Here is a 23,965-nt window from a genome sequence, read left to right on the forward strand (position 1 = left end):
CGATGCAAGACGTACAGCCGAACGACCACGCCGTCACGCTTGAGCTTGGCGAAGACTACAAGGAGATCCGCGAAGCCGTGCGCCGCGTATGCGCCGACTTCCCCGACACCTACTGGCGCCAGATCGACGAGGCGGAAGCCTATCCCACCAAGTTCATCGAGGCGCTGACCGAGGCCGGCTTCCTCGCCGCCCTGATTCCGGAGGAATACGGCGGCACCGGCATGCCGCTGCGCGCGGCCGCGGTCATCATGGAAGAAATCTGCGCGGCCGGCTGCCACGCCGCCGCCGGCCACGCGCAGATGTACATCATGGGCACGATCCTGCGCCACGGCAGCCCCGAGCAGAAGCGCAAGTACCTGCCGCAGATCGCGGCCGGCAAGCTGCGCCTGCAGGCCTTCGGCGTGACCGAGCCGACCACCGGCTCCGACACCACGCAACTGAAGACGCGCGCCACGCGCACCGCCAGCGGCTACGTGCTCAACGGCCAGAAGGTGTGGACCTCGCGCGCGCTGCATTCGGACCTGATGCTGGTGCTGGCGCGCACCACGCCGGCCAGCGAGGTCAAGAACAAGGTCGAGGGCATCTCGACCTTCCTGATCGACATCCGCACCTCGCTCGGCAAGGGCCTCGACATCCGCCCGATCCCGACCATGGTCAACCACCACGCCACCGAAGTCTTCTTCCAGGACCTCGAGATCCCCGCGGACAGCCTGGTCGGCGAAGAAGGCAAGGGCTTCCGCTACATCCTCGACGGCATGAACGCCGAGCGCATGATCACCGCCGCCGAGGCGCTCGGCTCGACGCGCTGGTTCGTGCGCACCGCCACCGCCTATGCCAAGGAGCGCAAGGTGTTCAACCGCCCGATCGGCGCCAACCAGGCGATCCAGTTCCCGATCGCGCAGGCGCACATCCAGTCCGAGGCGGCCGACCTGATGATCCGCCGCGCCACCGCGCTGTTCGAGGCCGGCCTGCCGTGCGGCTCGGAGGCCAACATGGCGCGCTACCTCGCCGCGGAGTGCCTGTGGAACGCGGCCGAGGCATGCATGCAGACGCACGGCGGCTTCGGCTTCGCGCGCGAATACAACATCGAGCGCAAATGGCGCGAGGCGCGCCTGGCGCGGATCGCGCCGGTATCGACCAACCTGATCCTCGCCAACGTCGCCCAGCACGTGCTCGGGCTGCCGCGCTCCTACTGACGGCGCTGACGGCGCGCACCGCGCGCGGCGGGACCGGGCGGGCACCAGACCCGGCCGCCGCGCACGCAGGACAGGAACGGGAACCGGGGTGGGAACCAGGACGGGGACAAGGACGGGGACAAGGCAGGAACGGGAACATGGAACGCAGACATGGCAGGACCTGACAGCCAGGAGAAGAAGATGCGCGACGGCGCGGGCTCGTTCAGCCGCTCGCTCGAGGTGCTGGAGCTGTTCTCGATCGAACAGCGCCCGCTGACCGTGGGCACCGTGGCGGCCCGGCTCGGCTATCCGCAGTCGAGCACCTCGGTGCTGCTGAACCAGCTCGCGCAGCGCGGCTACCTGACCCACCAGCGCGCCGACCGGACCTATTTTCCGACCGCGCGCGTGATGTTCCTCGGCATGTGGATGCAGCACCATTTCCGCCACGGCGAGAACCTCGGGCGCATGGTCGAGGCGATTGCCACGGCTACCGGGCGCATCGTGCGGCTGGGCATGCAGAACGGACTGCAGGTGCAGTACGTGCGCACGGAAGCCGGGCGGCCGGTCAACCTGGACCTGCTGCCGGGCCAGCTGCGCCCGCTGTGCCGCTCGGCGGTGGGCAAGATGCTGCTCAGCACCAAGACGCGCGACGAGGTGCAGCGGCTGGTGCGCCATATCAACGCGGTGGAGACCGATTACGAAGAACCCGTCGATTTCGAGACGCTGTGGGCCGAGCTGGAAACCAGCCGGCGCACCGGATTCGCCGAGAGCGTGGACGGCGTGCTGCGCGGCAATTCCGCCGTGGCGATGCTGATTCCCTCGCAGGGCTGGGACGTGCCGCTGTCCATCAGCGTGGTGCTGCCCACCAGCAAGCTCGAAGCGCTGCGCGAACCGACGCTGGCGGCGATGCACGACGCGATCCGCCGCTTCCTGTTCGGCACCTGATTTCACAGAACGCCGGCCGAGGCCGGAATCCGACCCGCGCGGGCAGGACCGCCCGCGCCGGCCGCGCCTTTGTCTTGCCGCTTGCAAGGGTCGCGTCGTCGGAAGCAGTGGAAGCGGCATCAATGCAAGGAGACACCATGACACGCACGCACCCGACCCGGGCCCTCCGATTCCTGCGGCTCGGCCTCGCCCTCGGCGCGGCCCTGCTCGCGCTGCCGGGCGCCGCTCAGGCGCAGAGCGGCAACTATCCCCGCCAGCCGATCCGGCTGGTGGTGCCCTACCCGCCCGGCGGCGGCGCCGACTCGCTGGCGCGGCTGGTGGCGGCCAAGGTGGGCGAGAACCTGGGCCAGACCATCATCATCGACAACCGCCCGGGCGCCAACACCTCGCTGGCCACCGAGATCGTGGCGCGCCAGCCCGCCGACGGCTACACGCTGCTCTACGTGGCCAGCTCGTTCGCCATCAACCCGAGCCTCTACAAGCTGAACTATTCGGCCGAGAAGAACTTCACGCCGGTGGCGTTCGTGGCGCGCGTGCCGCTGATCGTGCTGGCCAACAACGCCTACCCGGTGCGCACCGTGCATGACATGATCGCCGCGGCCAAGGCCAAGCCCGGCGCCATCACGTTCGCCTCCTACGGCGCCGGCAGTCCCGCCCACCTGGCCGGCGAGCTGTTCGAGCAGATGACCAACACGGCGATGCTGCACGTGCCCTACAAGGGCAGCTCGCCCGCGCTGACCGACCTGATGGCCGGGCAGGTCAACCTCGCCTTCAGCAGCATCGAGCCCGCGCTGCAGCTGCTGCGCGCCGAGAAGGTGCGCCCGATCGCGGTCACCACCGCCAAGCGCATCCAGGCGCTGCCCGACGTGCCGACCATCGCCGAGGCCGGCGTGCCCGGCTTCGAGGCGATCGGCTGGAACGGCATCGTGGCGCCGGCTGGCACGCCGCGCGACATCGTCAAGCAGCTCAATACGGCGGTCAACGCCGCGCTGCAGTCGGCCGACCTGAAGGAGAAGTTCGGCACGCAAGGCGTGGAGATCGACCCCAAGACGCCCGAGGCATTCGGCGCGATGATCCGCAGCGAGACCGCCAAGTGGGCGGCCGTGGTGAAGAAGGCCGACGTCAAGCTCGACTGAGGCGGGGAGCCATCATGGCATTGACGCAAGAACTCGGCGAATTCGTCGCCGGCGTGGCCGCGCGCGGCGCGCCGCCGGCCACGCACGCGGTGGCGAAGACCGGCTTCATCGACAGCATCGCGACCATGATCGCCGGCCGGCGCGAGGACGCGGTGCGCACCGCCCATGCCGCGCTCTCGCCGCTGGCCGGCGGGCCGGCGCGGCTGTGGTTCGGCGACGCGCAGGCCGGCGCCGCCGACGCGGCGCTGCTCAACGGCATGGCCGCGCACGCGCTCGACTTCGACGACGTGTCGCTGCGCGGCCATCCCAGCGCAGTGCTGATGCCCGCCATCGTGGCGCTGGCGCAGGAGCGCGGCGCCACGGGCCGCGCCATGCTGGACGCCTACGTGGCCGGCTTCGAGACCTGGGGCGAACTGGTCGACCGCGAGTCCGGCATCCACCATATGAAGGGCTGGCATCCGACCGGCGTGTTCGGCGCCGTGGGCGCGGCGGCCGCATGCGCCTGCCTGCTGGGACTCGACGCGCGGCGGGCCAGCCACGCGCTGGGCCTGGCCGCGTCGCAAAGCGCCGGGCTGATGTCCAACTTCGGCTCGATGGCCAAGCCGTTCCACGCCGGGCGCGCGGCGCAGGCCGGCGTGCTGTCGGCGCGCCTGGCCGCGGCTGGCTTCACCGCCTCGCCCGACGCGCTCGAACACCCGCAGGGCTTCCTGGCGGCGATTTCCCCGGCCGGGAACGTCGACCGGGAAAGCCCGGCCGACACGCTCGGGCGGCAATGGCGGATCGAGGCGCGCGGCCTCAACCTCAAGAAATACCCGACCTGCTACTACACGCACCGCGCCATCGACGCGCTGCTCGCGCTGCTCGCGCGCCAGCCGGTCGACGCGGGCGAAGTGGCGAGCGTCGAGGTGACCATGAGCCGCGAGCACGCCACCGTGCTGCGCAATCACCGCCCCGGGGATGCGCTGGCGGCCAAGTTCAGCATCGAGTTCGCGATGGCCTCGGCGCTGGTCGCGGGCAAGGTCGGCATGGCGCAGCTCGACGACGGCTTCGTGCGCAGCGCGCCGGTGCAGGACCTGTTCGCGCGCGTGCACGTCTCGTTCGCGGCTGCCTACGACCCCGACACGCCGGGCGCCGCCTTCGCCGACCAGGTAGTGGTGCGCACCCGCGGCGGCGCCGTGCATGCCAGCGAGCCGGTCCACCACGCGCTCGGCCACGCGCAGCGCCCGTTGCCGGCCGCCATGCTGCGCGAGAAATTCCTCGACTGCCTGCACGCGGGCGGCGCCACGCAGGGCGGCGAGGCGCTCTTCACGCAACTGCTGTCGCTCGAACACCAGTCCGCCAACGGCCTGCAAGTGCTGCAGTTGCCGGACGCAAATCACGATTCATCAACGGAGATCCCATGCGGTTCCTGAGCTTTACCCGCGGCACGGCCGCGGGCTTCGGCGCGCTCGCCGGCGACGGCGTCGTCGATCTTTCGGCCCGCCTCGGCGGCATCGAGTTCGGCGCGGCGCTGCGCACCCACGGCGCCGACGCGCTGCGCGACCTGGCCGCGCGGCACGGCGCCGATTTCCCGCTGGCCGGCGCCGACGGCATCGGCGCGTACCGGCCGGTGGTGGCCGATCCGGGGCAGATCTTCTGCGCCGGCCTCAACTATCACGAGCACCGCGTCGAGGCCGGCCGCGCCGAGACGGCGTTTCCCACCATCTTCCTGCGCCTGGCCGGCTCGCAGACCGGGCACGGCCAGCCGCTGGTGATCCCGCGCGAGAGCGAGCGCTTCGACTACGAAGGCGAGATCGCCATCGTGATCGGGCGCGGCGGGCGCCGCATCGCGCCCGAGCGGGCGTTCTCGCACGTCCTCGGCTTTTCCTGCTACAACGACGGCTCGGTGCGCGACTGGCAGGCTCACACCACGCAATGGGCACCGGGCAAGAACTTCCCCGACACCGGCGCGTTCGGGCCCTGGCTGGCCGACACCGCCGAGATCGGCGAGAGCGACGTGCTGACGCTGGAGACGCGCATCAACGGCGAGGTCCTGCAGCAGGCCGACACCAGTATGCTGATCTTCCCGATCCCGGAACTCATCGCCTATGTCTCGACCTTCACCGCGCTGCAGCCCGGCGACGTGATCGTGACCGGCACGCCCGGCGGCGTCGGCTTCAAGCGCCAGCCGCCGCGCTTCATGCGCGCGGGCGACGTGGTCGAGGTCGAGGTCGGCGGCGTCGGCACGCTGTCCAACCCGGTACGCCGCGAAGCGTGAGCGGCGCGCGGGACTCCCTCGCCAGCGAACTGGCGGCGCTGCGGCGCGAGGTCAGGGCGTCCGGCGCGCAGGCCAGCCGCGCGGCGCGCGCCGCCGCCTGCGGCCACGGCGACTACGGCGCGGCGCTGTCGCGCGTGCTGGAAAGCTGGATCGCCAGCACCGACGCGCGCCAGAAGGTGGTTTGCTTTGCCTGCGCGGCCGAGTTCGGCCTGCTGCTGGACATGGCGTACGAGCAGGAATGCATGCGCGTGGCGCGCGGCTCGTCCGCGCTCAACGCGCTGTTCTGGGCGGCCATGCGGCGCACCGGCAGGATCCGGCGGCGGCCGGCGCCGCACCGCCGCTGAGGCTATTCTCCCTTCCCCCGGATTCACATATCCATCCAGCTGACATGCGCGGCGACCACGCGCCAGCCCTGCGCATGCCGCACCCAGCTCTGGGTCTGCCGCCCGACCCGCGCCTCGCCGTCGCGGCGGAAGGTCTGGCAGGCCGGTCCAGCCCGTGCGCACCCGACTCCAGCATCACGGTTTGCTTGATCCGGTCATACATCGAGTCGAGCGATCCCGTGGCGTGGGCTTCCAGGCCCACCGCATCGATGCACTTGTCCGGCCCGTTGCCCCCGGTCACTCATTGAGCACCTCGACGACCTTCGACGATTCGAAGTTCAGGGGCGTGGCGCCAAGCATTTCCGCCATGGCAAGGCACTCCGGTACGAGTCGATCGCCACTACCTGGCTCGCGCCCATCAGGATCGCGCTGAGTATCGCGAACTGCCCGACCGGGCCGGCCCCCCAGACCGCCACGATGTCTTCGGGCTGAATGTCGCATGCGGCGGCCTGCCAGCCGGCCGGCTGCACGGCGTTGTCCGCGCTTTCGTGGCAGATATCATTTTGTCGTCACATTCACCAAGTACATTTTCATTCGAACATAAATCTTGAGCGAATGAACACATGGAACTGAGCCGCCGACAGCGGGAAATCCTCGACTGGCTGCACGAAGTCGACCGGCTGAGCACGGAGCAACTGGCCGACCGCTTCAACGTCAGCAGCCAGACGATCCGTCGCGACATCAACGATCTCGATGAACAAGGCCTGGTCAGGCGCGTGCACGGCGGGCTGAGCCTGCCGAAGAACCAGCACAACAAGAGTTTCCTGCAAAGAAGCAATGTCCAGATCGAACGCAAGCGCCGTATCGCGCAGGCGGCCGTCGGTCTCATGCAGGACGACGCGACGATCTTTCTGGGCTATGGCACGACGGTGGCGGAATTCGCGCGCGCCCTTCCTCCGGACCGGCCGCTACGCGTGGTGACGAACAACATCGATGCCGTACGGGCCCTGGCCGACAAACCCGGGATAGAGACCTGGGTGGCCGGCGGCAAGCTGCGGCCAGCCGACCGCGACGTGATGGGAAGCATCACGCTCGACTTCCTGCGCAGGTTTCGCGCGCACTTCGCGATCTGCGGGGTAGGCGGCGTGAGCGCCGACGGCACGCTTTACGAATTCCAGCCGGACGAAGCGGAACTGTCGCAGGTCCTTCTCACGCATAGCCATCGCAGGCTGCTCCTTGCCGACAGCAGCAAGTTCCTGCGCGAGGCGCCCTGCAGGGTGGCGGGGCTCGAACAGGTCGACCACTTCTTCACCGATGCCGACGCCTCCGCGGAACTGCAGGCGCTCTGCGAGCGCGCGGGCGTGGAGACGCACCTTTGCTGAATGCCGAATGCCACGGCATGCCGGAACGCGCTCGACGATCCGCGTGCCGCCATGCCCGGCGTACCGACGGACATACCAGATGCAAACGCCCTCGCGCGGCGTCGGAAACGAACCCCATGAAGCGTACCGGAACGGTTTTCCCCTCGCAGCCGAGCCTGCTCCAGGTACGCCCGCGGTTGTCGCAGGACTCGTGCATTGCGCGCCGCTCGATTGACCACGAAGCCCATCACAACGATTCGTGCTCGGACTGCAACTGACCAATCTCATGACTAGACCGATCCCTACACATCAAGAAACAGGCCGATCCATGCTGGGCATTGGTGCGCTCTGCATCGTGTTGTTGCTGGGCGGCTGCGGTGGCGATGACAACGCGGCGACGCCAGCCACCCCGGCCAACCCTGGCAACACCGGCGGCACTACGCCGGCGGCCTGCACCACGGTGCACTGCGCGCCGGCACCCTGACCGAGGCGCGTCCACGCTTGTCCGAGTCACCCACACTCCTTGATCCGGTATGACCTTCAATCCTTCCAAACGCAAGTTCCTGCGCTCGTCCCTCGGCACCGCTGCCGCTGCCGCGACGCTCTCCGCCTTCCCGCCGAGCATCCGGCGCGCGCTGGCCATCGAGGCCAACAACGCCACCGGCACCATCCAGGACATCAAGTACGTGGTAATGGTGATGCTGGAGAACCGCTCGTTCGACAGCTATTTCGGCACGCACAAGGGCGTGCGCGGTTATGGGGACCGCTTCCCGGTTCCTTCTGCGAACACCCCCAATGTCTTCTACCAGAACTACGGCGCCGGCACGCTCATCCCGTATCACCTCGACGGGACCGAGGGCAATGCACAGCGCGCCGGCGGCACGCCGCACACGTGGAACGATGCGCAGGCCGCCTGGGACCATGGCCGGATGGCATCCTGGCCGAACGCGAAGACGGCGCTCTCGATGGGCTACTACGACACCGCGGAAGTGCCGTTCCAGCGCGCGCTCGCCGATGCCTTCACGCTGTGCGATGCCTATCACTGCGGCATGCACACCGGCACGATCGCCAACCGCCTGTTCTACTGGACCGGCACCAACGGCCCGAACGGACTGGACCCGGCCACCAACACGCCCGTCGCGGTCGCCGGGCTGAACAACGAATTCAACGGCGGCAACGATATCGGCGCCTCCACCTCGGGCTGGACGTGGACCACGTACGCCGACCGCCTGGAGCGCGCCGGCGTCAGCTGGAAGGTCTATCAAAGCCTGATCGACAATTTCGGCTGCAATGAAATGATGGGCTTTCGCCATTGGCGCAAGGCCATCGAGCAGATGCCCTCCACGCGCCGGCCGGTGTACGTGGCGACGGAGAGCCTGGCGCAGTCGCCGACGGCCGCCGGTCCGGTCTACAACCCGGAGATCGACGATGCGCTAAGCCCGCTGGCCAAGGGCTTTGGCAACACGATGCCGGAAGGCCTGCTCGAGACGTTCCGCAACGATGTCCAGAACGGCACGCTGCCGTCGGTTTCCTGGATCATTCCGCCATCGCAATATAGCGAGCATCCAGGCCCCTCCAGCCCGGCGCAGGGCGGCTGGTACGTGCAACAGGTACTGGATGCCCTGACCGCGAACCCGGAGATCTGGAGCCAGACCGTGCTGCTGGTCAACTACGACGAGAACGATGGCTTCTTCGACCACCTGCCCCCGCCCAGCGCGCCGTCGCGCAATACGGACGGCACGCTGGCGGGCGGCAGCACGCTCTCCGACAGCGACATGGCGCCGGAGTATCACACCTACACGCCTGCCACGAGCAACCAGCCCGCGATAGACGGCCGTCCGTACGGCCCCGGACCGCGCGTGCCGATGTTCGTGATTTCTCCGTGGAGCCGCGGCGGGTTCGTCAACTCGCAGGTCTTCGATCACACGTCGACGCTGATGTTCCTCGAAAAACGCTTCGGCGTCATCGAGCCCCAGATCAGCAATTACCGCCGCACCGTTTGCGGCGACCTGACCTCGTGCTTCGACTTTGTGAACCCGAACGCCGCCCCGGCGCCCGCCCTGCCCGGCCGCATGACCAAGGTCAGCGCCGACGCGCTGGCAATCGCGCAGAGCGCCAAGACCGCCATTCCCGTGCCCAGCGTCACGCCCGGTTCCGCTCTGCCGGCGCAGGCGACCGGCACGCGGCCGTCGCGCGCGCTGCCTTACGAGCTGCATACCACCATGCATCCGAATGCGCAGGCAAGCACCGTCACGCTGGAATTCGTCAATGCCAGCACCAACGGCGTGGGCGCGCTGTTCCACGTCTACGACCAGCTGCACCTGGACCTCATCCCGCGCCGCTACCTGGTCGAAGCCAACAAGTCGCTGACGGGCAACTGGACGCTGCCCGTTGCCGACAACGGCAAGTATCACCTCTGGGTGCTCGGCCCCAACGGTTACCACCGCGAATTCGTCGGCGACCTGAACGAGACGACGGGCGCGGTGAATCCGGAAATCCAGGTCTGCTACCAGCCGTGCGACAACGCGTCGGTCAGCGTCAAGCTGCACAACAAGGGCGACCAGGCCTGCACCTTCACCGTCGCCGCGAACGCGTATCGCACCGACGGCCCGTGGACGGCCACGGTAGCGCCGAACTCGGCGGGCGAACTGAGCTGGCCGGTCGCCGAGAGCGGCAACTGGTACGACTTCAGCGTCAGCGCCAGCGTGGCGCCGACGTTCAAGCGCCGCTTCGCCGGCCGCATCGAAACCGGCAAGGACTCCGTCTCGGACCCGGCGATGGGCGCGGGCGCATAGCAACGATGCGGGCCGGCGCATCGCCCGTGCCGTGGCGGGCCGGCCTGGCGGGACACGGCAGACACCAGGGTTCAGACATCCATCCCCAATTCGCCATTCCTCGACATGACCATCCAATACGATTCTTTACGGGCGGGCGGCAGTCCGCTACCGTCGGCCGCGGCGCGCGACAACGCCGCCACCGTGCGCCAACGCTCGACATACCGGCGCTGGCCGCTGGCCAAGCTCGCCGGCACCCTGGCCCTGGCCGGGCTCATGGGTAGCGCCCTGACCGGTTGCGGCAGCAGCGACGACTCGGCCGTCCCGGCCGACACGCCGCCGCCCGGCACCGGCACCCCCGCACCGTCCACCACCTTGGCCAAGCGCACGCTGTTCGTCGATCTTGACGGCGTCACGTACGAAGCCGTGCGCCAGGGCATCGCATCGGGCCAACTGCCGAATCTCGCCAAGCTCCAGCCGCAGCTCGCCTACAGCGGCGGCGTACTCAACGACGTCAGCCAGCAGCCCAACCTGGACGCGCCCGGATGGGCGACCCTGCTGACGGGAACGTGGGCGAGCCGGCATCGGATCTTCGCGATCGCGTCCGGCCAGAAACCCGCCGTGCAGACCCTGTTCGGCAGGGCCAAGGCAGCCAGCACGGACCTGACCGGGGCGACGGTCGCCTCGTCGCCCCTGGCGACCCTGCTGGCTTCCGATCATGCCGCGGGCGCGCTGGACACGCTGGCCGACTGTTCCAAGGACGCCACCCCCGACGACTGCGTCACGCGCAACGCCATCCAGATGATCGGCAATGGCGACTACGCGACCATCGTCGCCCAATATCATTCCGCCGAGGATGTGGCGCTGGACGATGGCCTGGCCTCGTCCCGGTACGCGCAGACGCTTGCGCAACTGGACGCGGCCGTCGGCACGCTTCTGTCGGAAACCGCCAAGAATCCTGACAGCAAATGGCTGGTCGTCGTGGCCTCGAGCCACGGCCTGAACGCCAACGGCCGTGCCGACGGGCTGCCCCAGGTGCCGCAATCTGCCGCGTTCATCGCCGTCAACCAGGATGAAAACAATGGCCAGCGCGGATCGACCCCGGCGCTGCCGGCGACCCTCGCGGGACTGTATCAATATGCCAGCATCGCGGACGTGACCCCCACGATGCTCGCCTACCTGGACAAGACGCCGGCCAATCAGGACTACGCGATGGACGGCAGCCAGCTGATCGGCGCGCAACCTCCCGCGCTTACCGTCCAGGTGGCCGAGGACACCACGACGCGGGCCCGCGTCGTGCTCAACTGGAGCGCCCCCGCCGGCGCCGCCATCGTCGTCATGCGCGACGGCACGGAAATCGCCCGGCTGCCCGCGGGCACGACGACGTACACCGACCCGCTCGCCGACCGGGACGAACTAAAGACCGGCAAGTACCAGTTCAGCTACACCGTGGTCGCGGGCACGGCGGCCCGCGCCGTGCTCACGCCCCAGATCTCGTATATCAAGGCGCAGCCCCCGGTGCCCCTGGCCGCCACCCTGGCCAACGGGCTGACGGTCTACTACCCCTTCGGTGAAGACCCGCAGCTCACGGCGCCCGTCGACGCGCTGGGTCACAGCACGATGGGACCGTGGGCGGCCAATGCCAACGGCGGTGCCACGACCGCCGACCCGCTTGGCGGCCATGGCCTGTTCATCGACACCAATATCGCCAACGCCGCCGGCTACGACGGCTACCGGCTGACGCCGCAGTCCTCTTCGCAGGACGTGGTGAACAGCGCAGTGGCCAGCAATGGCGCCTTCACCATCGGCTTCTGGTACAAGGCCCCAGCGTGCAGTACCAACACCGTCGGCGAGCCCATCTTCAGCAACAAGACAGGCTACGCTACCAGCGGCGCCACCGCGGGCATCATCATCAGCATGTTCGGATGCGGCGCTGAGTTCAACGTCGCCGACGGCTCCCGCCGCACCGACACCAACAGCCCGTACATCCCGTTCAGCGAGAACCAGTGGGTGTACTTCGCGTTGGTGGTCGATGTCGGCGGGAAGACCATGTCGGGCTACGTGTTCGATCCCATCCTGGGCACCCAATCGCAAACCCACGCGTTCGCCGCCGGCATGAATGTCGCGGCCCTGGCCGGCGTGAACCAGGCGAGCGAGGTCGGCTTCGGGTTGGGAGAGGACGGAACCGGCAAGTTCTACATGGTCAAGAACGGGCAGACCGCCGGATCCTATGATCCCAGCCGCGCGACGACCGACAAGCCCATGCAGATGGCCTTCTCTGATCTGGCAATGTGGAATCGCGCCTTGACGCAGGATGAGATGAGTTCCATGTTCCTGTCGCAGAAACCGCTGTCCGGCCTGCTGCCAAGGTAGGCGCGCTTCCGGGCGGCGCCGTATTGCCAGGCCCGGCCGGCCGCCCGGGAAGGCTTGGAAGGTCAGGGCCCCGTAGATCTTGTTTCTGCGGGGCCTTTCATTTTTTGCGGGCAGACGGGGCGCATTCTTGTGCATGCAGGCTCGCGCACGTTGGCCGAAGGATGGGCCAAAAAGCAAAAGCCCTTTAAGTCCAAAACGCCCGATGCAATGGCGGTTCGCAGGCGAACCGTCGAGCATGTCTTCGGGACCTTCAAACATTGGATGGGCTACACGCACCATGCGCCTGGTGGGTGCGTAAGCACCCATTTGCGCCAAAAAATGGGTTGAAGATCGTCCTCGGGGGCGCATTAGCGCGCTTAGCACCTGTTGCGACGTGGTCCAACGACCGGATTGACCGAAAATTCGATAAGGCAGGTCCGCCCAGGAGGAGTCGCGCATTGGCGCGATTCGGGAGACGTTTCCACACGGCCTCGACCAACAGCGGTCATCAGTGCGATGAATGCGAATGACCGCTATGCGCCAACCGTGCGTCAGCCGTGCTAGCCCGTGGATCAATATCTCAGAAATTCCACAGCACGCCGACACGCACCGTACGCGGCGCGGCCGGGTGAATGTTGTGATCGTTGATGCCGGTCGCTACGCCATCCGCATTGAGTGACGATGTCTCGCCCTTCAATAGCGACGCGTAGTAGTAGTCCATGTCGTTCACGCGTTTGCCGAATAGGTTGAGCACTTCGGCAAAGACGCGTACGTCCTTCACGATGCAGTAGCCCAACTTCAGGTTAACGAGGAACGACGAGGTCGAGCGTACGCTGTTGTCCTCAATCAGCGGTCGCGGACCGAAGTAGCGGCCACGCGCGCCTACCGACCAGCGCCCCCAGTTGTACGACACACCAGCCAACCGTCGTCACGATCGACAGCACCCGCAGGAGCAGCGTTCGTTTCCTTGCGTCACGCTCGGAAAACGGCTGGGAAAGTGTAAAAAGCCGCTGCTCGGAGGCCGCTTTCTTGCCGATGGCACCCTGCGCCTTAACCCCTGCGTACAGGAAAGCGTCACGGGATATTTTTTGCCGGGACAGGCGCAGATTACGCATCTCTGCTCCCGACCCACAGCAATTGGGGCCGCTCCACGCTGTCGCGGATGTGGCCTCGCGCCAACCTCGCGTCAGATCTCGGCCCCCCCCTCACATCGCGATGACGGAATCAAGAGACCATATGCGAGCAAGCAGATCGCCGGCCTCCCGATTACCTATGACAGGAGCAACCAGTTCCCGGAACTTGCCCTCCAGTTCTCGATCACTCAAGGGAAGTTCGGGATCTCCCTTCCGGTCCTTCTGCAACCAGACATGACGGCGGCCATCCATTGTCTCGATCTCAACACGGGCCGAACGTTGTTTGGGAAAAGCAAGATCCAGTTCAGGATCAACGACGGCCGTTACCCGCGCCATCATTGCTCGCATTTCAGCATCAGCCAACCTACCTGAGGAATACGCCGCCTGGCGAACGCTACCGTGCAATATCGCCGTGGCAATCACGAAAGGGATGCTGAATCGCGCCTCATTCTCGGTGCGCGGTTGTGCATAGCAGGCAATGTCGAGCGCGGGACCATATGTCGCCACGCTGACGGTCCTGATATCGGACGCCTGAAGGTGATGCTCGGCCATCAGTGCCAGCGTTGCATCAATCGCAGGAAAAGCATGGCCGCAACCGATGTGATTCTTGAATGTGAGCCGCGTGATGTTGAAGATCTCACCGAGCGTCGACCCCACCCCGCTCCAGTCTGGTCCATCGCTCATTGCCCGTCCAAAGCCGGCATCGCCGTCGAGGATGTCCAGGGAACCGGTGGTACCGTGGCGCGCCATGTCCGCTGCAAACACGCCCGCCTCGGCTGCACGCCCTGCATGAAGAGGCTTGGACATCGAATCCATACGAAAGGCTTGCTGAAGTCCCGCCGAGAATGTCCCGACCGTTGCCAGCGCATGCGCAAACTGTATCCGCGACAGTCCGAATCCCAAGCCCGCGGCTGCGGCCGCGCCAAAAGCGCCGACCGTTCCCGTGTTGTGCCAGTATTTGTAATGCGCTCGCCCTAGTACTACACCAATGCGGGTAGATATCTCGTAGCCGAGAATGACGCTACGCAGAAAGTCACTTCCCGATCGTTTGCGAGCCTGAGCAACCGCCAGCGCCGCGGCAATTGTCGCGGCGCCAGGGTGATACATCGCATCCTTGAAGCTATCGTCGACTTCAGCCGCATGGGCGGCCGTACCATTGAAAAGCGCAGCGGTACGCGCGGATGCATGGCGGCCATCCGGCAGTGTGGCACTACCACGGCCGATATCCTCTTCCAGGATGGTCGACAACTGAGCAAGCGGCGGCGTCGACAAGCCGGAATAGAGCGCTGCATACCAGTCTACGACCGCCCTCTTCGCATGATGAAGAACCTCGTGGGGCAACGTCTGTTTCTCGAAACTCTCGGCATACGCGCCGAACACCTCTGTAGCATGCATCTCCACCTCGCCGCCTTGCATCCCAGGTCGCATGCTCTCGCCAACGACATGGCATAGAGCATCCCGAAGTCATTCCATCCGATGATGTACCGGCATATCCGCCTCGACCAGGCAATTGCCGGTACCCGACGTCAATCTATCTTGATACCCAGTTTTCGAATCAACGGATGCCAGCGATCGATTTCCTTCTGGACGAACTGGTTGAAAGCATCCGCTGACCCGACCATCGGCTCGACCCCAGCGCTCAACAGCGACTTTGTCGTGGAAGGCTGCGACATACCGCTGGTAATGGACTGGCTCAGTGTTGCAATAAGATTGGCTGGTGTTCGCGCGGGCGCCACAACGCCGAACCAGGAGCTTGCCGCGGAATCCGGATACCCGAGCTCAAATGTCGTCGGCACTTCAGGCAACACTTGCAGCCGCTTCGGATTCATCACGGCCAGCGCCTTCAGCTTGCCGCTCTTGACATAAGGTAGCGCAGCGCTGACTGCCGCCATGCATATATCAACGTGTCCACCTATATTTGCCGTCAGGGCAGGCGACTCTCCGGGGAATGGAATATGTGCAAACTTCACACCCATCCGGCTGGCCAGAAGCTCACCGCCCAGGTGAGTCGCAGCGCCGACACCTGCCGATCCCATGGTGACCCCCTCGGGCTTGCGCGAAGCAAGCGCGGCAAGCTTTCCCAGCGTATCGGCACCCAGATCCGGACGCGCCAGCACTAGCAAGGGGGCATTCGCAAGCGAGCCAACCGCTACGAAATCACGTTGGGCGTCATAGCTCATCGAGGTTCGCAATGCGCTATTGAGCACGAGCGTGGCGTTGGATCCCAGCAGAAGCGTATGCCCGTCCGGAGCGCCTCTCGCCGCCTGCTCGGCAGCAATCATTCCACCTGCGCCGGTCTTGTTCTCTACAACGACATTGCCATGCAGTTGCTCGGACATCGCCTTCGCGGCAATGCGCGCAACGATATCCGATGTCCCCCCGGCATTGAATCCGCATAACAATCTGACGGCGGCACTTCCCAAAGCGGCGTTGCCCTGCCCGCGTGCGGCGAACGATGGCGCGAGCAACGCCGCCGTCAAACCGGATACGAAAGCACGACGGCTCACGCTCCTCGGTTGGGCGTCTTCCGCACCCATACTCATCTCGATTTCATCCGCGTGTGATCGCATGTCATCCTCCACTGGGCGCCGATACGGGCGACGCCAACGTTGATCGTCAATATTGTTCTCGCAGCCTAGATCTGGCTGACATACTTCACATTCATGAACTCGCGAAGCCCCTCCACCCCGCCCTCCAGACCAAAGCCACTATCCTTGATGCCACCAAACGGCGTCTCGGGCAACGAGGCCTGGCAGTGGTTGATGCATACGCCGCCACTCTGGATACCCTCGACGGCGGCCTGAATCTTCCGGGCGTCGTTGCTGAATACGTAAGACGCCAGGCCAAACGGCAACCGGTTTGCCTGCGCCAGGACATCGTCAATGCTCGAGAACTGCCGTACCAGCGCAATCGGGCCAAATGGCTCGACATTCGCGGCGGCACAGTCATTGTTGACGTCCGCGATCACCGTCGGCGCCCAATACCAGCCACGGTCATGCAGCCGCTTGCCGCCCGCGGTAATGCGCGCGCCCTTGTCTCTTGCATCAGCTGTCATGCTGGCCATTGCATCGAGCCGCCGTGGATTGCCGAGGGGACCCATCTGGGTCTCGCGATCCATACCGTTTCCAACGCGGATTTCCGATGCACGCGCCGACAGGCTGTCGACAAATTTCGTGTAGATCGACTCATGCACGTACATGCGTGTCGGGGACGTGCATACTTGCCCCGCATTCCGATACTTCGCCGCGGCAAGCGTGCCGACTGCCTGTTCGACATCCGCGTCCCCGAACACCAGTACTGGCGCATGTCCTCCCAGTTCCAGCGTGATTCGCTTCAGCGAGCGCGCAGCGGCCTCGGCCAGAGAGCGACCAATCGCAGTCGATCCCGTAAAAGTCGCGCAACGGGTAATCGGCGATTCCATCAACTGCCGGGAAATTGCGGCCGGATCCCCGAACACCACGTTGACCACGCCGGGAGGCACGCCAGCGTCATGCAACGCGCGGGCAATCTCCAATGCCACGGCAGGAGTCTCCTCAGCGGGCTTGATGACGATGGAACACCCGGCAGCGAGTGCGCTGGAAATCTTCCGCGACGGGGTAAGGGCTGGAGCGTTCCACCCGGCGAAAGCCGCCACCGGACCGATAGGCTCCAGCGTTGCATGGTGTCGCGCGCCCATTACCCTGCCCGGGATGATGCGTCCATAGGTGCGTCGCCCCTCTTCGGCTGCCCATTCGAACATTTCCGCGGCGAGAATCACCTCCCTCTCCGATTCAACCAGTGGCTTTCCGAGCTCCCGGGTGATCAGCACAGCAATGCGTCCGATTCTCTCCCGCATTAGGGAAGCAGTCTTACGCAGCAAGTCGGAACGTTCCAATGGAGATGTCCGGCTCCACCCCTTGAATGCGCGCTCGGCCGCCTCCAAAGCTTGCGCAACGTCTTCCGGGCTTGCCTTCGGCAAGGTACCCAGAATCTGTTCCGTCGCGGGTTCCACCACGTTCAGCGTATCCCGGCCATCTCGATGCCATTGGCCATCGATATAGAGACCAAGCGCTGGGTATTCAAAATTCGCTTCCATGGGACTCCTTTGCTATCAAATACTGGCGGGGACGACGCCCTGCTCGATCAGCTTGATCATGATTGGGTAGTAGTGCGTGGCGAAACCCGCATCACGCGTCTGCTCCAGGATTGAGTGCGTCTGCTCTGCGCCGCGAGCGTAGACCTGAGCGTTCCGGGCCAGCTCCAGTGCAAGCCCCACATCCTTGATGGCATACGTCGTCGGGAAGATGCCCTCCGGAAATGCATCGGGCAAAAGGGCGGTACGTGCCTGGTTCTGCAGTACAAAGCTGTTGGCCGAACCCAGACCAAACACCTTGAAGAGGGTTTCGCCATCGACACCGCTTTTGCGGCCAATGGCGAGCGCCTCCGCGAGCGCGTTCACGGTCATGATCATGACCATGTTGTTCAGAATCTTTGTTGCCTGACCATTGCCCACCGCTCCGCAGGGCACGATGTCGGTTCCCATGCATTGCAGCAGCGACTGAATGTCCTGCAAACCGCTCTGGTCACTGCCAACCATGAACAGCAGCGTTCCTTCCACGGCGCCCTTGCGAAGCCGTGCAACGGGCGCATCGATAAATCGGATTCCACGCTCACGCAAACGACTCGCCAGCAGGCGGCTCCGTTGCACATCGCTGGTCGACGTATCGACAATGATGCGTACGCTCGCCCCCGGGGAAGCCAACCCGTCCTCGCCAAAGCAAACAGCTTCCACCTCGGCAATACTGGGCAGCGACAGAAACACAATCTCGACGTTGCCTGCCAGGTTTTTGATAGCCAGGCTGGGAACACCACCAATGCCCGCAATCCGCTCGACCGGTGCGGAATTCATGTCGTAGACATGAACGGTGCGACCCGATTTCCTGATCAAATTGCTACACATCGGCTCGCCCATGACGCCAAGCCCAATGAAGCCCAAATTTGCATTAGTCATGCTCAAGCAAGTCTCCTTTTCAGTTGATCCGGCAAAGCGGCACGTAGTGGATCGCTCTCGTTACGGTGCCCGGATTGGTTCCCTCGTGACGCGCAGCCAACCCGGTAATCCCCGGCAGCGGCGTCGCCGAACAATCAAGCGCAACATGGACGCCCGCTGCATGTCCGCGTAACAGCGGACTTGGCCTTCGGTAAAAGAGGTGAACATCCACGGCGCAATCGCATGGCACTGCGATGCATGATGATCACGGGTAGACGATTGCACGTGCTCCGGGCCCGCTCATCGAGCCGCAAAAGCCCTTCGGCTCATCCAGCCCCGATTCGAGAAGCTCGGTCCTGTAGTGGCTAATGCCTTGCCAGCCGTTAGCGATAGCTGTGCTGCAGCATGCAATTGCGCCGAACATTTCTTGTCTCCGTGTCGATTTTTGTTTCGTTGAACTCTATGGCGCGACGAAAATAGAGTCAACGGATCGATTCCACTGTATGGAATGAAATCACAGAGGTCGGATTCGGTTGACGGGACCGGATAACTAGCCACGACGGATGTCCCGGCCTGGCAAACGGTGTATTGGTGGTTTCGCCGACTGATGCGCAGGCTCCTGTTTGGCACGCGCCACGATGTTGTACTGATGCTCGACAGGGAGTTGGAAGGCCACCAGCTTTACCCCAGCGCTGGTGTCGTGGATAGCCGATCGGTGAAGGCGCCAGCGGCGAAAGAGCGCGGCTACGATGCTGCAAAGAAGATCGTCTGGCGCAGGCGGCATATTGCCGTGGATACAAATGGCGGCTGCTGATGGTGAACCTGACGCCTGCAGACATTGCCGACAGTACAGGGGCAGTGACGGTACTGGAGGCCTTGCCGTGATGCCGGTGGTCTACCAGAACGGCGCCGTGCAGCCGCTGCTTTTTGGGGATGAGCATGACCGAGCCGCTCTATCCAGACCGCGGTGGCATCCCCTCGCTTGATCCGGTCACCCCAATCGGGGCACGAAGTTTTCCATTCAGGCATGACGCAGAACCGGTTGAAACGTGTGCAGCTCCGCCTTTGCTCTGGCATATGCCGCGGTCGCATCCGCTTTCGTATCGAACAGGCCCAGGTGAATCTTCTTGCAATCCTTGAAGATGTACGCGCACCACCTACTCCTGGGACGGTGCCATGAAACCCCGGTGTGCCCGCTTGTGTTGGTCTTCCTCAGCCCAAAGTTCTGACAGTTTTCTGCGTGACTCCCTACCCGAAGGTTCTCGATTGCATTGTTCGAAGGATTCCCATCGATATGATCAATCGTGTCAGACGGCCACGCGCCATGGCATAGCAACCAGGCCAAGTGGTGCTCGTAGATGCAGGCTTCCAGGAATGCGCGTTTCATGCGTTGGGTGGCCCCGGCTTTCACGGCGGGTGGGGTTCTTGGCGTAATCGCATCCCCCGCGGCCGCCGGCACGAATGGCGGCCAGCGCCTAGCGTTCGATTTCTTCGTACTGCGCTGCTTCCCCAGTCGGAAGATGGAGGCCGGCGAGCGCGCGGACATTGCGGAGCGCCTGGGCCTGAAGCCGAAGTCCTCGGCCGCCTACGTGCGCACGGCCCGCCGGCGCATCAAGGAACTGACGGAGCGCGCGGAAAAGCGCATGCAGGAGGTATTCATGGAAGGAGGGTTGGTCGATGCGACTGCCTAAGATCGCCGCCGACGGCCTGTTGTGGCGGGTGAACCCATCGGCGCAAGAGGCCGGGCCGGCCGACAGCGCGAGCGAGCCGGATGCTGCCTTCCTGGTGAAACGGATGGTTGAGAAGGGGATGGCTAAGCGCGCACCGCTGAAATCGCGCCGGGTGTCACGGTACTCGAGCAAGCGGGCCGAGCGCGACCGTCAGGAGGCCGAAGAGGCGGCGCGCATCGTGATCCGCCACCGGGTGGAAGCCAACGAGAGGCGCTATCCAGAGATCATCGCCAAGGTGCGCACCGCCGAGTTTCTGGACTGGTACGCTCGCGCGGCCGGTGAGCCATGGGATACGAACTTTGAAGCGGACGTGGAAGAGATCCGGTATCGCGTCCTGCTGGCCCAACAACGAGAAAAATCCCGAGGGGCTTGACACAGCGAATAAATTTGCGAAATATTGATTTCGTCAAAAAGTCCGTTAAACGACTTTCGTCCGAAGCCCGCCCGGTGCAGACCGCGCGGGTTTTTTGTATGTGACCGCGCGTGCTTGCGCTGTCCTTCGAGTTCTTGCCCCGGCGTGAAGGGCTAAACCATCGCAGTAGCAACCAGATTACGCAATCTGCTATCCGATTGTGATAACAGGCTTCTGGCTCGGCCAAGTGCTCGTAGGCAGAAGGCTGGGCCAATTGTGAGGATCGTCAAGGGCGAAGATCCTCTCGGGCGCTATGTTGCACCGCGCGGCGATTTTGCCGGCCGGGTTGAATGGCCTCCAGTCGTTCGACCTGTCACACGAGGAAGAATAGAGAGCGACGAAGAGCCGTCCGGGCAAACCAAGGGAGATTGCATCGTTCATGTGATCGTGGATCCTCCACATTGCTACATCGCAACCTTCCACTTCGATAGCCGCCTCAATGGTCCACTTTGAGCAAGTGTCAGGATTGCCAATGGGTTTTACCCAGACCAGATCCACGACTTTTATTCGGTTGTTGTCGATGCGCAGACGGCACTCTGGGATTACATCGTAGCCGCGCTGGAATCCAAGTTTGGTTAAGGCGGCGTAAGTCTCGTTTTTCGTAGGCATGTTTTTCCATTAGGGGCGAGCGACACAGAGCATAACTCGTCGCAGTGAATACTGGTTTAGTCGGATGTGTGAACAGTGCTTAGGCGGGCACTCTGGTGCGGCGCAGGTGAAAGCCCAGCGAACCCAATTCTCGGAGTCGATCATGAAGAGTCTGTACGCGAGATTCGTGCTGTGGCTTATCCGGCCGGCATTGGAGGTGAATGTCAATGCCGCCAGGCCGCGACTACACAGTCGCTTCACTTGGCCATGGATGCGGCCAAGAATGCGGCCAAGGAAGAGATCCGGCAATCAATGATGCGCGGCGGGTCCTTCTGCCAGGTGCACGCCAACCGGGAAAGGTTGATGCAAGCCGTCCTTGCCAAAGATGCCCAGGTCAGACCGCAGCAAGAGGCTGCCGATCGTGGAGATCGAGCATAACCCGCAACTCCACATTGTCGCGGTCGATGCCCTGCCATACGCGTCCTGCCACGACGAAGAAAATGCCCAGTCCCGGGAATCGGACCAGATCCCCCGTTACTGGGATGTGTGCCCCGAAGTATGGGGCCAAGTCTAGAGCGATGTCTTTGGCAGCGACCTCGGCCTGCGGTGTGAATTCGATAGAAATGTCCAGTTTCATGCATCCCCCTTTCGCGGGCAGTTGAGAAGGTCAGAGATCTCGATTGTTCCATGGTCAAGGAGTACGCAACCTAATTCGTTCGTAGGGTACGCGGGCTTGGCCGAGCTGGTCAGGCTGCGGCCTTCCAAGCCGCCTACGCCGGTTCGAACCCGGCAGCCCGCTCCAGTTGTCTCCTCCATCGCTTGGTGGATTCGCCCGCCTGGCTCACGCCCCGCGGGCTTTTCTCATTTGAAGGCAGTCATGGCGAAACTGATGGTTACTCCAGATCCGTTCGTGAGCGCATTACTGGATGCATGGGATTGCCTAAGCGCACCATGTGGTTCGAACTGCGCTGCGTGGCCGGCGAAGCGGTGACCGTGAAGTGCGAGTACTACCCGGATGCCGATACCGCCGCCGGCTTCGAAGGCGCTGCTGGCATCGATGATGACGCAGTGACCTCCATCATGGTCACCGCCGCCAACACCATGCGCAATGCTGCGTCGATGTGCTTCATCGCAGGCGAGGCGAAGCACATCATCGAGAACTTCGGCACCTACCATCCCGAGTTAGCCACGGCCGGCACGGCAAAGAAGGGAGGCACCAAGTGAGTCCCGTGCACCTTCGCCGCAGCGCGCTGGGCGGCTTCGTGGCCTCGCGCTACTACAACCGCCGACGCGCCGCCCTGCGCCGCCTGGCCGCTGCCTTCTGGCGCTTCCTGGGAGCCTGACATGAAGACTGTCGCGAAGAGGTCGTGCGACATCGCCCCACGTGGCCCCGAGACCGAAGAATGGTGGACTGAGTTGAGCGCCGAACTGGATCTGTTCGACGCAGCGCTTACGCGCCTGGCCGAAGCGCAGAAGGCTGCGGCCCAAGCCGTAGCTGAGCAGCGCAAGATCGTCACACAGGTAGGCCCCGGAGATTCCATCATCGACGATCGCGAGATCGATGAGATAGCTGTCCAGATGCCCGGGGGCCTGGCTGGATTCCAGATCGGCTGGGACTGGCGGCAGTTCGCGCGCGCGGTTGAAAAGGCCACGCTGTCGCGAGTCCTGCCGAGCGACAGCGTGGCTGAAATCCTGCGCTTGCGCCACGAGATGGCAGGCCTGTGTCAAACGCTGGACGCCGAACATCGGCGCGCGGATGCGACCAGGGAGACTCGCGATGAGTAGTGACACCACGCAGCGCCGGATCCTTCGGCTGCCCGACGTTCGCAAGATGGTGGGCCTCAGCCGCAGCGGCATCTATGCGCGGATCCAGGCCGGCACCTTTCCTTCTCCCATTAAGATGGGGCACTCAAGCGGATGGATCGAGGCTGAGGTTCAGGCTTGGAGTGAGAGTCAGATTGCTGGCACTCGCAATACGACAAGTCGCTAGCTGCGCGAGGGGGCTCCGAATACCTGAGCCCTTTTCATTGCACGCTGCGTATCGGGACGTAAGCGCGCGCGAATAGCCTAGTTTGCCCGGTCGCCCTTGGACCGCACTCTCCGACACCGCCAATACCAAACATCTTCCGGCAGGAACGCGGAGGCATGAAGTCCTCCGGAATCACGGCGATGCCATCAAACAGCGATGGCTGCAGCCTTACCGCGCGCTCTGCGCGCACTACGCGTCTGCGTAAGGTACATGCCGCAATCGCCAGGTGCCCAGAGATGGCCAGTCGGTCGTTCTTCATGTTAGAGAAGACACGAACATAGGCAACCGCCTCGGCGAAACAGGCCCGCAACTCCCGTTCCTGCGTACGCTCCTCTTCACGCGCTTCTAGCGCCTGCGTCGGCTCGTATCCGTCGGGGGCGGCCAGGGCCGCCGCAACAGCGTTCACTCGCGAGTCACCATCTTCGTCTTCACGCTGTTCATCTAGGCGCACAGCGAATCGCAACCGCTTGTCCGCAAACTTGACGAAGCGGTTGTAGAGCCTGGCAAGAATCTGCTGGTGAAATCTCTTGTCAGCCGGATCCGGTGGCACGTTGCTTCCGCGTCCGATCTCATCGGCCACAAGCCATGCCTCCGACTGGAGGTCTTCCACAGTGACCTCGCCATTGGATCGACCCGCGATACGTCGTAGATCAGAAAAGATCGACGGGATGAGTTTTGCGAAGAAGGTACCTGCCGAGCGACGTGGCATGCCGGAAACCGAATCAGCGGAAAAGGGCACCCTACTGCAAAATCCGCTCTACGTGCTTGATTAGGCACAAAT

Annotated in this window: 23 protein-coding genes, 1 tRNA gene and 4 pseudogenes; 17 read left to right on the forward strand and 11 right to left on the reverse strand. The window is 64.4% G+C overall.

Going from position 1 to position 23,965, the window contains the following annotated elements; genetic code table 11:
* Positions 1-2 precede the first annotated feature (2 nt).
* The 6 genes from ACKI2N_RS12685 to ACKI2N_RS12710 all read left to right on the forward strand — a co-directional run bounded on the left by ACKI2N_RS12685 (position 3) and on the right by ACKI2N_RS12710 (position 5,857).
* Entirely contained in the window at positions 3-1,196 is a 1,194-nt protein-coding gene (locus ACKI2N_RS12685) for an acyl-CoA dehydrogenase family protein (protein WP_420996324.1), read from the forward strand.
* A gap of 150 nt (positions 1,197-1,346) precedes the next feature.
* Positions 1,347-2,120 (forward strand): IclR family transcriptional regulator, encoded by a 774-nt coding sequence (locus tag ACKI2N_RS12690; RefSeq protein ID WP_420996325.1) that lies wholly within the window; start codon positions 1,347-1,349, stop codon positions 2,118-2,120.
* Between the two features lie 137 nt (positions 2,121-2,257).
* Positions 2,258-3,256, forward strand: a complete 999-nt coding sequence (locus ACKI2N_RS12695) for a tripartite tricarboxylate transporter substrate binding protein (RefSeq protein WP_420996326.1) — start codon at positions 2,258-2,260, stop codon at positions 3,254-3,256.
* Between the two features lie 14 nt (positions 3,257-3,270).
* Positions 3,271-4,668, forward strand: coding sequence for an MmgE/PrpD family protein (locus ACKI2N_RS12700; RefSeq protein WP_420996327.1), 1,398 nt, complete (start codon positions 3,271-3,273; stop codon positions 4,666-4,668).
* Positions 4,656-5,513, forward strand: a complete 858-nt coding sequence (locus ACKI2N_RS12705) for a fumarylacetoacetate hydrolase family protein (RefSeq protein ID WP_420996328.1) — start codon at positions 4,656-4,658, stop codon at positions 5,511-5,513. The genes ACKI2N_RS12700 and ACKI2N_RS12705 overlap by 13 nt, the downstream gene beginning before the upstream one ends.
* Complete coding sequence (locus tag ACKI2N_RS12710; RefSeq protein ID WP_420996329.1) at positions 5,510-5,857, forward strand: hypothetical protein; 348 nt, start codon at positions 5,510-5,512, stop codon at positions 5,855-5,857. Before ACKI2N_RS12705 ends, ACKI2N_RS12710 begins: the two co-directional genes overlap by 4 nt.
* 23 nt (positions 5,858-5,880) lie before the next feature.
* On the opposite strand, the pseudogene ACKI2N_RS12715 reads toward ACKI2N_RS12710, so the two are convergent.
* Together ACKI2N_RS12715 and ACKI2N_RS12720 are read right to left on the reverse strand one after the other, a co-directional pair.
* A pseudogene (locus tag ACKI2N_RS12715) lies at positions 5,881-5,988 on the reverse strand (AtzH-like domain-containing protein); the annotation flags it as partial.
* A gap of 8 nt (positions 5,989-5,996) precedes the next feature.
* A pseudogene (locus ACKI2N_RS12720) lies at positions 5,997-6,360 on the reverse strand (zinc-binding dehydrogenase); the annotation flags it as partial.
* A 99-nt stretch (positions 6,361-6,459) separates the two neighbouring features.
* On the opposite strand from ACKI2N_RS12720, the gene ACKI2N_RS12725 reads away from it, so the two are divergent.
* The 4 genes from ACKI2N_RS12725 to ACKI2N_RS12740 all read left to right on the forward strand — a co-directional run bounded on the left by ACKI2N_RS12725 (position 6,460) and on the right by ACKI2N_RS12740 (position 12,344).
* A complete protein-coding gene (locus tag ACKI2N_RS12725; protein WP_420996330.1) occupies positions 6,460-7,218 on the forward strand; it encodes a DeoR/GlpR family DNA-binding transcription regulator in 759 nt (252 codons plus the stop codon).
* 116 nt (positions 7,219-7,334) lie between these two features.
* Positions 7,335-7,475: a hypothetical protein gene (locus ACKI2N_RS12730; RefSeq protein WP_420996331.1), complete on the forward strand. Its 141-nt coding sequence runs from the start codon at positions 7,335-7,337 to the stop codon at positions 7,473-7,475.
* A gap of 255 nt (positions 7,476-7,730) precedes the next feature.
* On the forward strand, positions 7,731-9,992 hold the full coding sequence (locus tag ACKI2N_RS12735) for a phosphocholine-specific phospholipase C (protein ID WP_420996332.1): 2,262 nt from the start codon (positions 7,731-7,733) through the stop codon (positions 9,990-9,992).
* Positions 9,993-10,097: 105 nt separating this feature from the next.
* Positions 10,098-12,344, forward strand: coding sequence for a hypothetical protein (locus ACKI2N_RS12740; protein ID WP_420996333.1), 2,247 nt, complete (start codon positions 10,098-10,100; stop codon positions 12,342-12,344).
* Positions 12,345-12,903: 559 nt separating this feature from the next.
* Here ACKI2N_RS12740 and ACKI2N_RS12745 read toward each other — a convergent pair.
* From ACKI2N_RS12745 to ACKI2N_RS12770, 6 genes and pseudogenes are all read right to left on the reverse strand, one after another.
* Positions 12,904-13,242: pseudogene (locus ACKI2N_RS12745) on the reverse strand (TonB-dependent receptor); the annotation flags it as partial.
* Positions 13,166-13,438, reverse strand: coding sequence for a hypothetical protein (locus ACKI2N_RS12750; protein WP_420996409.1), 273 nt, complete (start codon positions 13,436-13,438; stop codon positions 13,166-13,168). The gene ACKI2N_RS12750 and the pseudogene ACKI2N_RS12745, both read right to left, overlap by 77 nt.
* 90 nt (positions 13,439-13,528) lie before the next feature.
* A complete protein-coding gene (locus ACKI2N_RS12755; protein ID WP_420996407.1) occupies positions 13,529-14,851 on the reverse strand; it encodes an MmgE/PrpD family protein in 1,323 nt (440 codons plus the stop codon).
* A 131-nt stretch (positions 14,852-14,982) separates the two neighbouring features.
* Positions 14,983-16,026, reverse strand: a complete 1,044-nt coding sequence (locus ACKI2N_RS12760) for a Bug family tripartite tricarboxylate transporter substrate binding protein (RefSeq protein ID WP_420996334.1) — start codon at positions 16,024-16,026, stop codon at positions 14,983-14,985.
* A gap of 65 nt (positions 16,027-16,091) precedes the next feature.
* On the reverse strand, positions 16,092-17,531 hold the full coding sequence (locus ACKI2N_RS12765; RefSeq protein ID WP_420996335.1) for an NAD-dependent succinate-semialdehyde dehydrogenase: 1,440 nt from the start codon (positions 17,529-17,531) through the stop codon (positions 16,092-16,094).
* A 15-nt stretch (positions 17,532-17,546) separates the two neighbouring features.
* Complete coding sequence (locus tag ACKI2N_RS12770; RefSeq protein ID WP_420996408.1) at positions 17,547-18,446, reverse strand: NAD(P)-dependent oxidoreductase; 900 nt, start codon at positions 18,444-18,446, stop codon at positions 17,547-17,549.
* Between the two features lie 541 nt (positions 18,447-18,987).
* Here ACKI2N_RS12770 and ACKI2N_RS12775 point away from each other — a divergent pair.
* Positions 18,988-19,304: pseudogene (locus tag ACKI2N_RS12775) on the forward strand (transposase); the annotation flags it as partial.
* A gap of 142 nt (positions 19,305-19,446) precedes the next feature.
* Here ACKI2N_RS12775 and ACKI2N_RS12780 read toward each other — a convergent pair.
* Positions 19,447-19,812 carry an HNH endonuclease signature motif containing protein gene (locus ACKI2N_RS12780; RefSeq protein WP_420996336.1) on the reverse strand — a complete coding sequence of 122 codons (366 nt, stop codon included), beginning with the start codon at positions 19,810-19,812 and terminating at the stop codon, positions 19,447-19,449.
* Here ACKI2N_RS12780 and ACKI2N_RS12785 point away from each other — a divergent pair.
* Complete coding sequence (locus ACKI2N_RS12785) at positions 19,811-20,116, forward strand: hypothetical protein (protein WP_420996337.1); 306 nt, start codon at positions 19,811-19,813, stop codon at positions 20,114-20,116. The genes ACKI2N_RS12780 and ACKI2N_RS12785 overlap by 2 nt on opposite strands.
* A complete protein-coding gene (locus ACKI2N_RS12790) occupies positions 20,103-20,528 on the forward strand; it encodes a hypothetical protein (protein ID WP_420996338.1) in 426 nt (141 codons plus the stop codon). Before ACKI2N_RS12785 ends, ACKI2N_RS12790 begins: the two co-directional genes overlap by 14 nt.
* 1,021 nt (positions 20,529-21,549) lie before the next feature.
* On the opposite strand, the gene ACKI2N_RS12795 is transcribed toward ACKI2N_RS12790, so the two are convergent.
* Positions 21,550-21,792 (reverse strand): hypothetical protein, encoded by a 243-nt coding sequence (locus tag ACKI2N_RS12795; protein WP_420996339.1) that lies wholly within the window; start codon positions 21,790-21,792, stop codon positions 21,550-21,552.
* A 90-nt stretch (positions 21,793-21,882) separates the two neighbouring features.
* On the opposite strand from ACKI2N_RS12795, the gene ACKI2N_RS12800 reads away from it, so the two are divergent.
* From ACKI2N_RS12800 to ACKI2N_RS12815, 4 genes are all read left to right on the forward strand, one after another.
* Positions 21,883-21,957 (forward strand) — tRNA-Gly (locus tag ACKI2N_RS12800).
* 149 nt (positions 21,958-22,106) lie between these two features.
* Positions 22,107-22,379, forward strand: a complete 273-nt coding sequence (locus ACKI2N_RS12805; RefSeq protein WP_420996340.1) for a hypothetical protein — start codon at positions 22,107-22,109, stop codon at positions 22,377-22,379.
* A gap of 120 nt (positions 22,380-22,499) precedes the next feature.
* Positions 22,500-22,940: a hypothetical protein gene (locus ACKI2N_RS12810; RefSeq protein WP_420996341.1), complete on the forward strand. Its 441-nt coding sequence runs from the start codon at positions 22,500-22,502 to the stop codon at positions 22,938-22,940.
* A gap of 46 nt (positions 22,941-22,986) precedes the next feature.
* Complete coding sequence (locus ACKI2N_RS12815) at positions 22,987-23,145, forward strand: helix-turn-helix transcriptional regulator (RefSeq protein ID WP_426990847.1); 159 nt, start codon at positions 22,987-22,989, stop codon at positions 23,143-23,145.
* Between the two features lie 34 nt (positions 23,146-23,179).
* On the opposite strand, the gene ACKI2N_RS12820 is transcribed toward ACKI2N_RS12815, so the two are convergent.
* Positions 23,180-23,893 (reverse strand): hypothetical protein, encoded by a 714-nt coding sequence (locus ACKI2N_RS12820; protein ID WP_420996343.1) that lies wholly within the window; start codon positions 23,891-23,893, stop codon positions 23,180-23,182.
* Positions 23,894-23,965: the final 72 nt, after the last annotated feature.

Source organism: Cupriavidus sp. 30B13, from assembly GCF_049059565.2.
Taxonomy (GTDB): Bacteria; Pseudomonadota; Gammaproteobacteria; order Burkholderiales; family Burkholderiaceae; genus Cupriavidus.

Bases quoted from the DNA above. Each gene is read 5' to 3' on its own strand.
- ACKI2N_RS12685 (WP_420996324.1), top strand. From the start codon at position 3: ATGCAAGACGTACAGCCGAACGACCACGCCGTCACGCTTGAGCTTGGC.
- ACKI2N_RS12690 (WP_420996325.1), top strand. From the start codon at position 1,347: ATGGCAGGACCTGACAGCCAGGAGAAGAAGATGCGCGACGGCGCGGGC.
- ACKI2N_RS12695 (WP_420996326.1), top strand. From the start codon at position 2,258: ATGACACGCACGCACCCGACCCGGGCCCTCCGATTCCTGCGGCTCGGC.
- ACKI2N_RS12700 (WP_420996327.1), top strand. From the start codon at position 3,271: ATGGCATTGACGCAAGAACTCGGCGAATTCGTCGCCGGCGTGGCCGCG.
- ACKI2N_RS12705 (WP_420996328.1), top strand. From the start codon at position 4,656: ATGCGGTTCCTGAGCTTTACCCGCGGCACGGCCGCGGGCTTCGGCGCG.
- ACKI2N_RS12725 (WP_420996330.1), top strand. From the start codon at position 6,460: ATGGAACTGAGCCGCCGACAGCGGGAAATCCTCGACTGGCTGCACGAA.
- ACKI2N_RS12730 (WP_420996331.1), top strand. From the start codon at position 7,335: ATGAAGCGTACCGGAACGGTTTTCCCCTCGCAGCCGAGCCTGCTCCAG.
- ACKI2N_RS12735 (WP_420996332.1), top strand. From the start codon at position 7,731: ATGACCTTCAATCCTTCCAAACGCAAGTTCCTGCGCTCGTCCCTCGGC.
- ACKI2N_RS12740 (WP_420996333.1), top strand. From the start codon at position 10,098: ATGACCATCCAATACGATTCTTTACGGGCGGGCGGCAGTCCGCTACCG.
- ACKI2N_RS12750 (WP_420996409.1), bottom strand. From the start codon at position 13,438: ATGCGTAATCTGCGCCTGTCCCGGCAAAAAATATCCCGTGACGCTTTC.
- ACKI2N_RS12755 (WP_420996407.1), bottom strand. From the start codon at position 14,851: ATGCATGCTACAGAGGTGTTCGGCGCGTATGCCGAGAGTTTCGAGAAA.
- ACKI2N_RS12760 (WP_420996334.1), bottom strand. From the start codon at position 16,026: ATGCGATCACACGCGGATGAAATCGAGATGAGTATGGGTGCGGAAGAC.
- ACKI2N_RS12765 (WP_420996335.1), bottom strand. From the start codon at position 17,531: ATGGAAGCGAATTTTGAATACCCAGCGCTTGGTCTCTATATCGATGGC.
- ACKI2N_RS12770 (WP_420996408.1), bottom strand. From the start codon at position 18,446: ATGACTAATGCAAATTTGGGCTTCATTGGGCTTGGCGTCATGGGCGAG.
- ACKI2N_RS12785 (WP_420996337.1), top strand. From the start codon at position 19,811: ATGCGTTGGGTGGCCCCGGCTTTCACGGCGGGTGGGGTTCTTGGCGTA.
- ACKI2N_RS12780 (WP_420996336.1), bottom strand. From the start codon at position 19,812: ATGAAACGCGCATTCCTGGAAGCCTGCATCTACGAGCACCACTTGGCC.
- ACKI2N_RS12790 (WP_420996338.1), top strand. From the start codon at position 20,103: ATGCGACTGCCTAAGATCGCCGCCGACGGCCTGTTGTGGCGGGTGAAC.
- ACKI2N_RS12795 (WP_420996339.1), bottom strand. From the start codon at position 21,792: ATGAAACTGGACATTTCTATCGAATTCACACCGCAGGCCGAGGTCGCT.
- ACKI2N_RS12805 (WP_420996340.1), top strand. From the start codon at position 22,107: ATGTGGTTCGAACTGCGCTGCGTGGCCGGCGAAGCGGTGACCGTGAAG.
- ACKI2N_RS12810 (WP_420996341.1), top strand. From the start codon at position 22,500: ATGAAGACTGTCGCGAAGAGGTCGTGCGACATCGCCCCACGTGGCCCC.
- ACKI2N_RS12815 (WP_426990847.1), top strand. From the start codon at position 22,987: ATGGTGGGCCTCAGCCGCAGCGGCATCTATGCGCGGATCCAGGCCGGC.
- ACKI2N_RS12820 (WP_420996343.1), bottom strand. From the start codon at position 23,893: ATGCCACGTCGCTCGGCAGGTACCTTCTTCGCAAAACTCATCCCGTCG.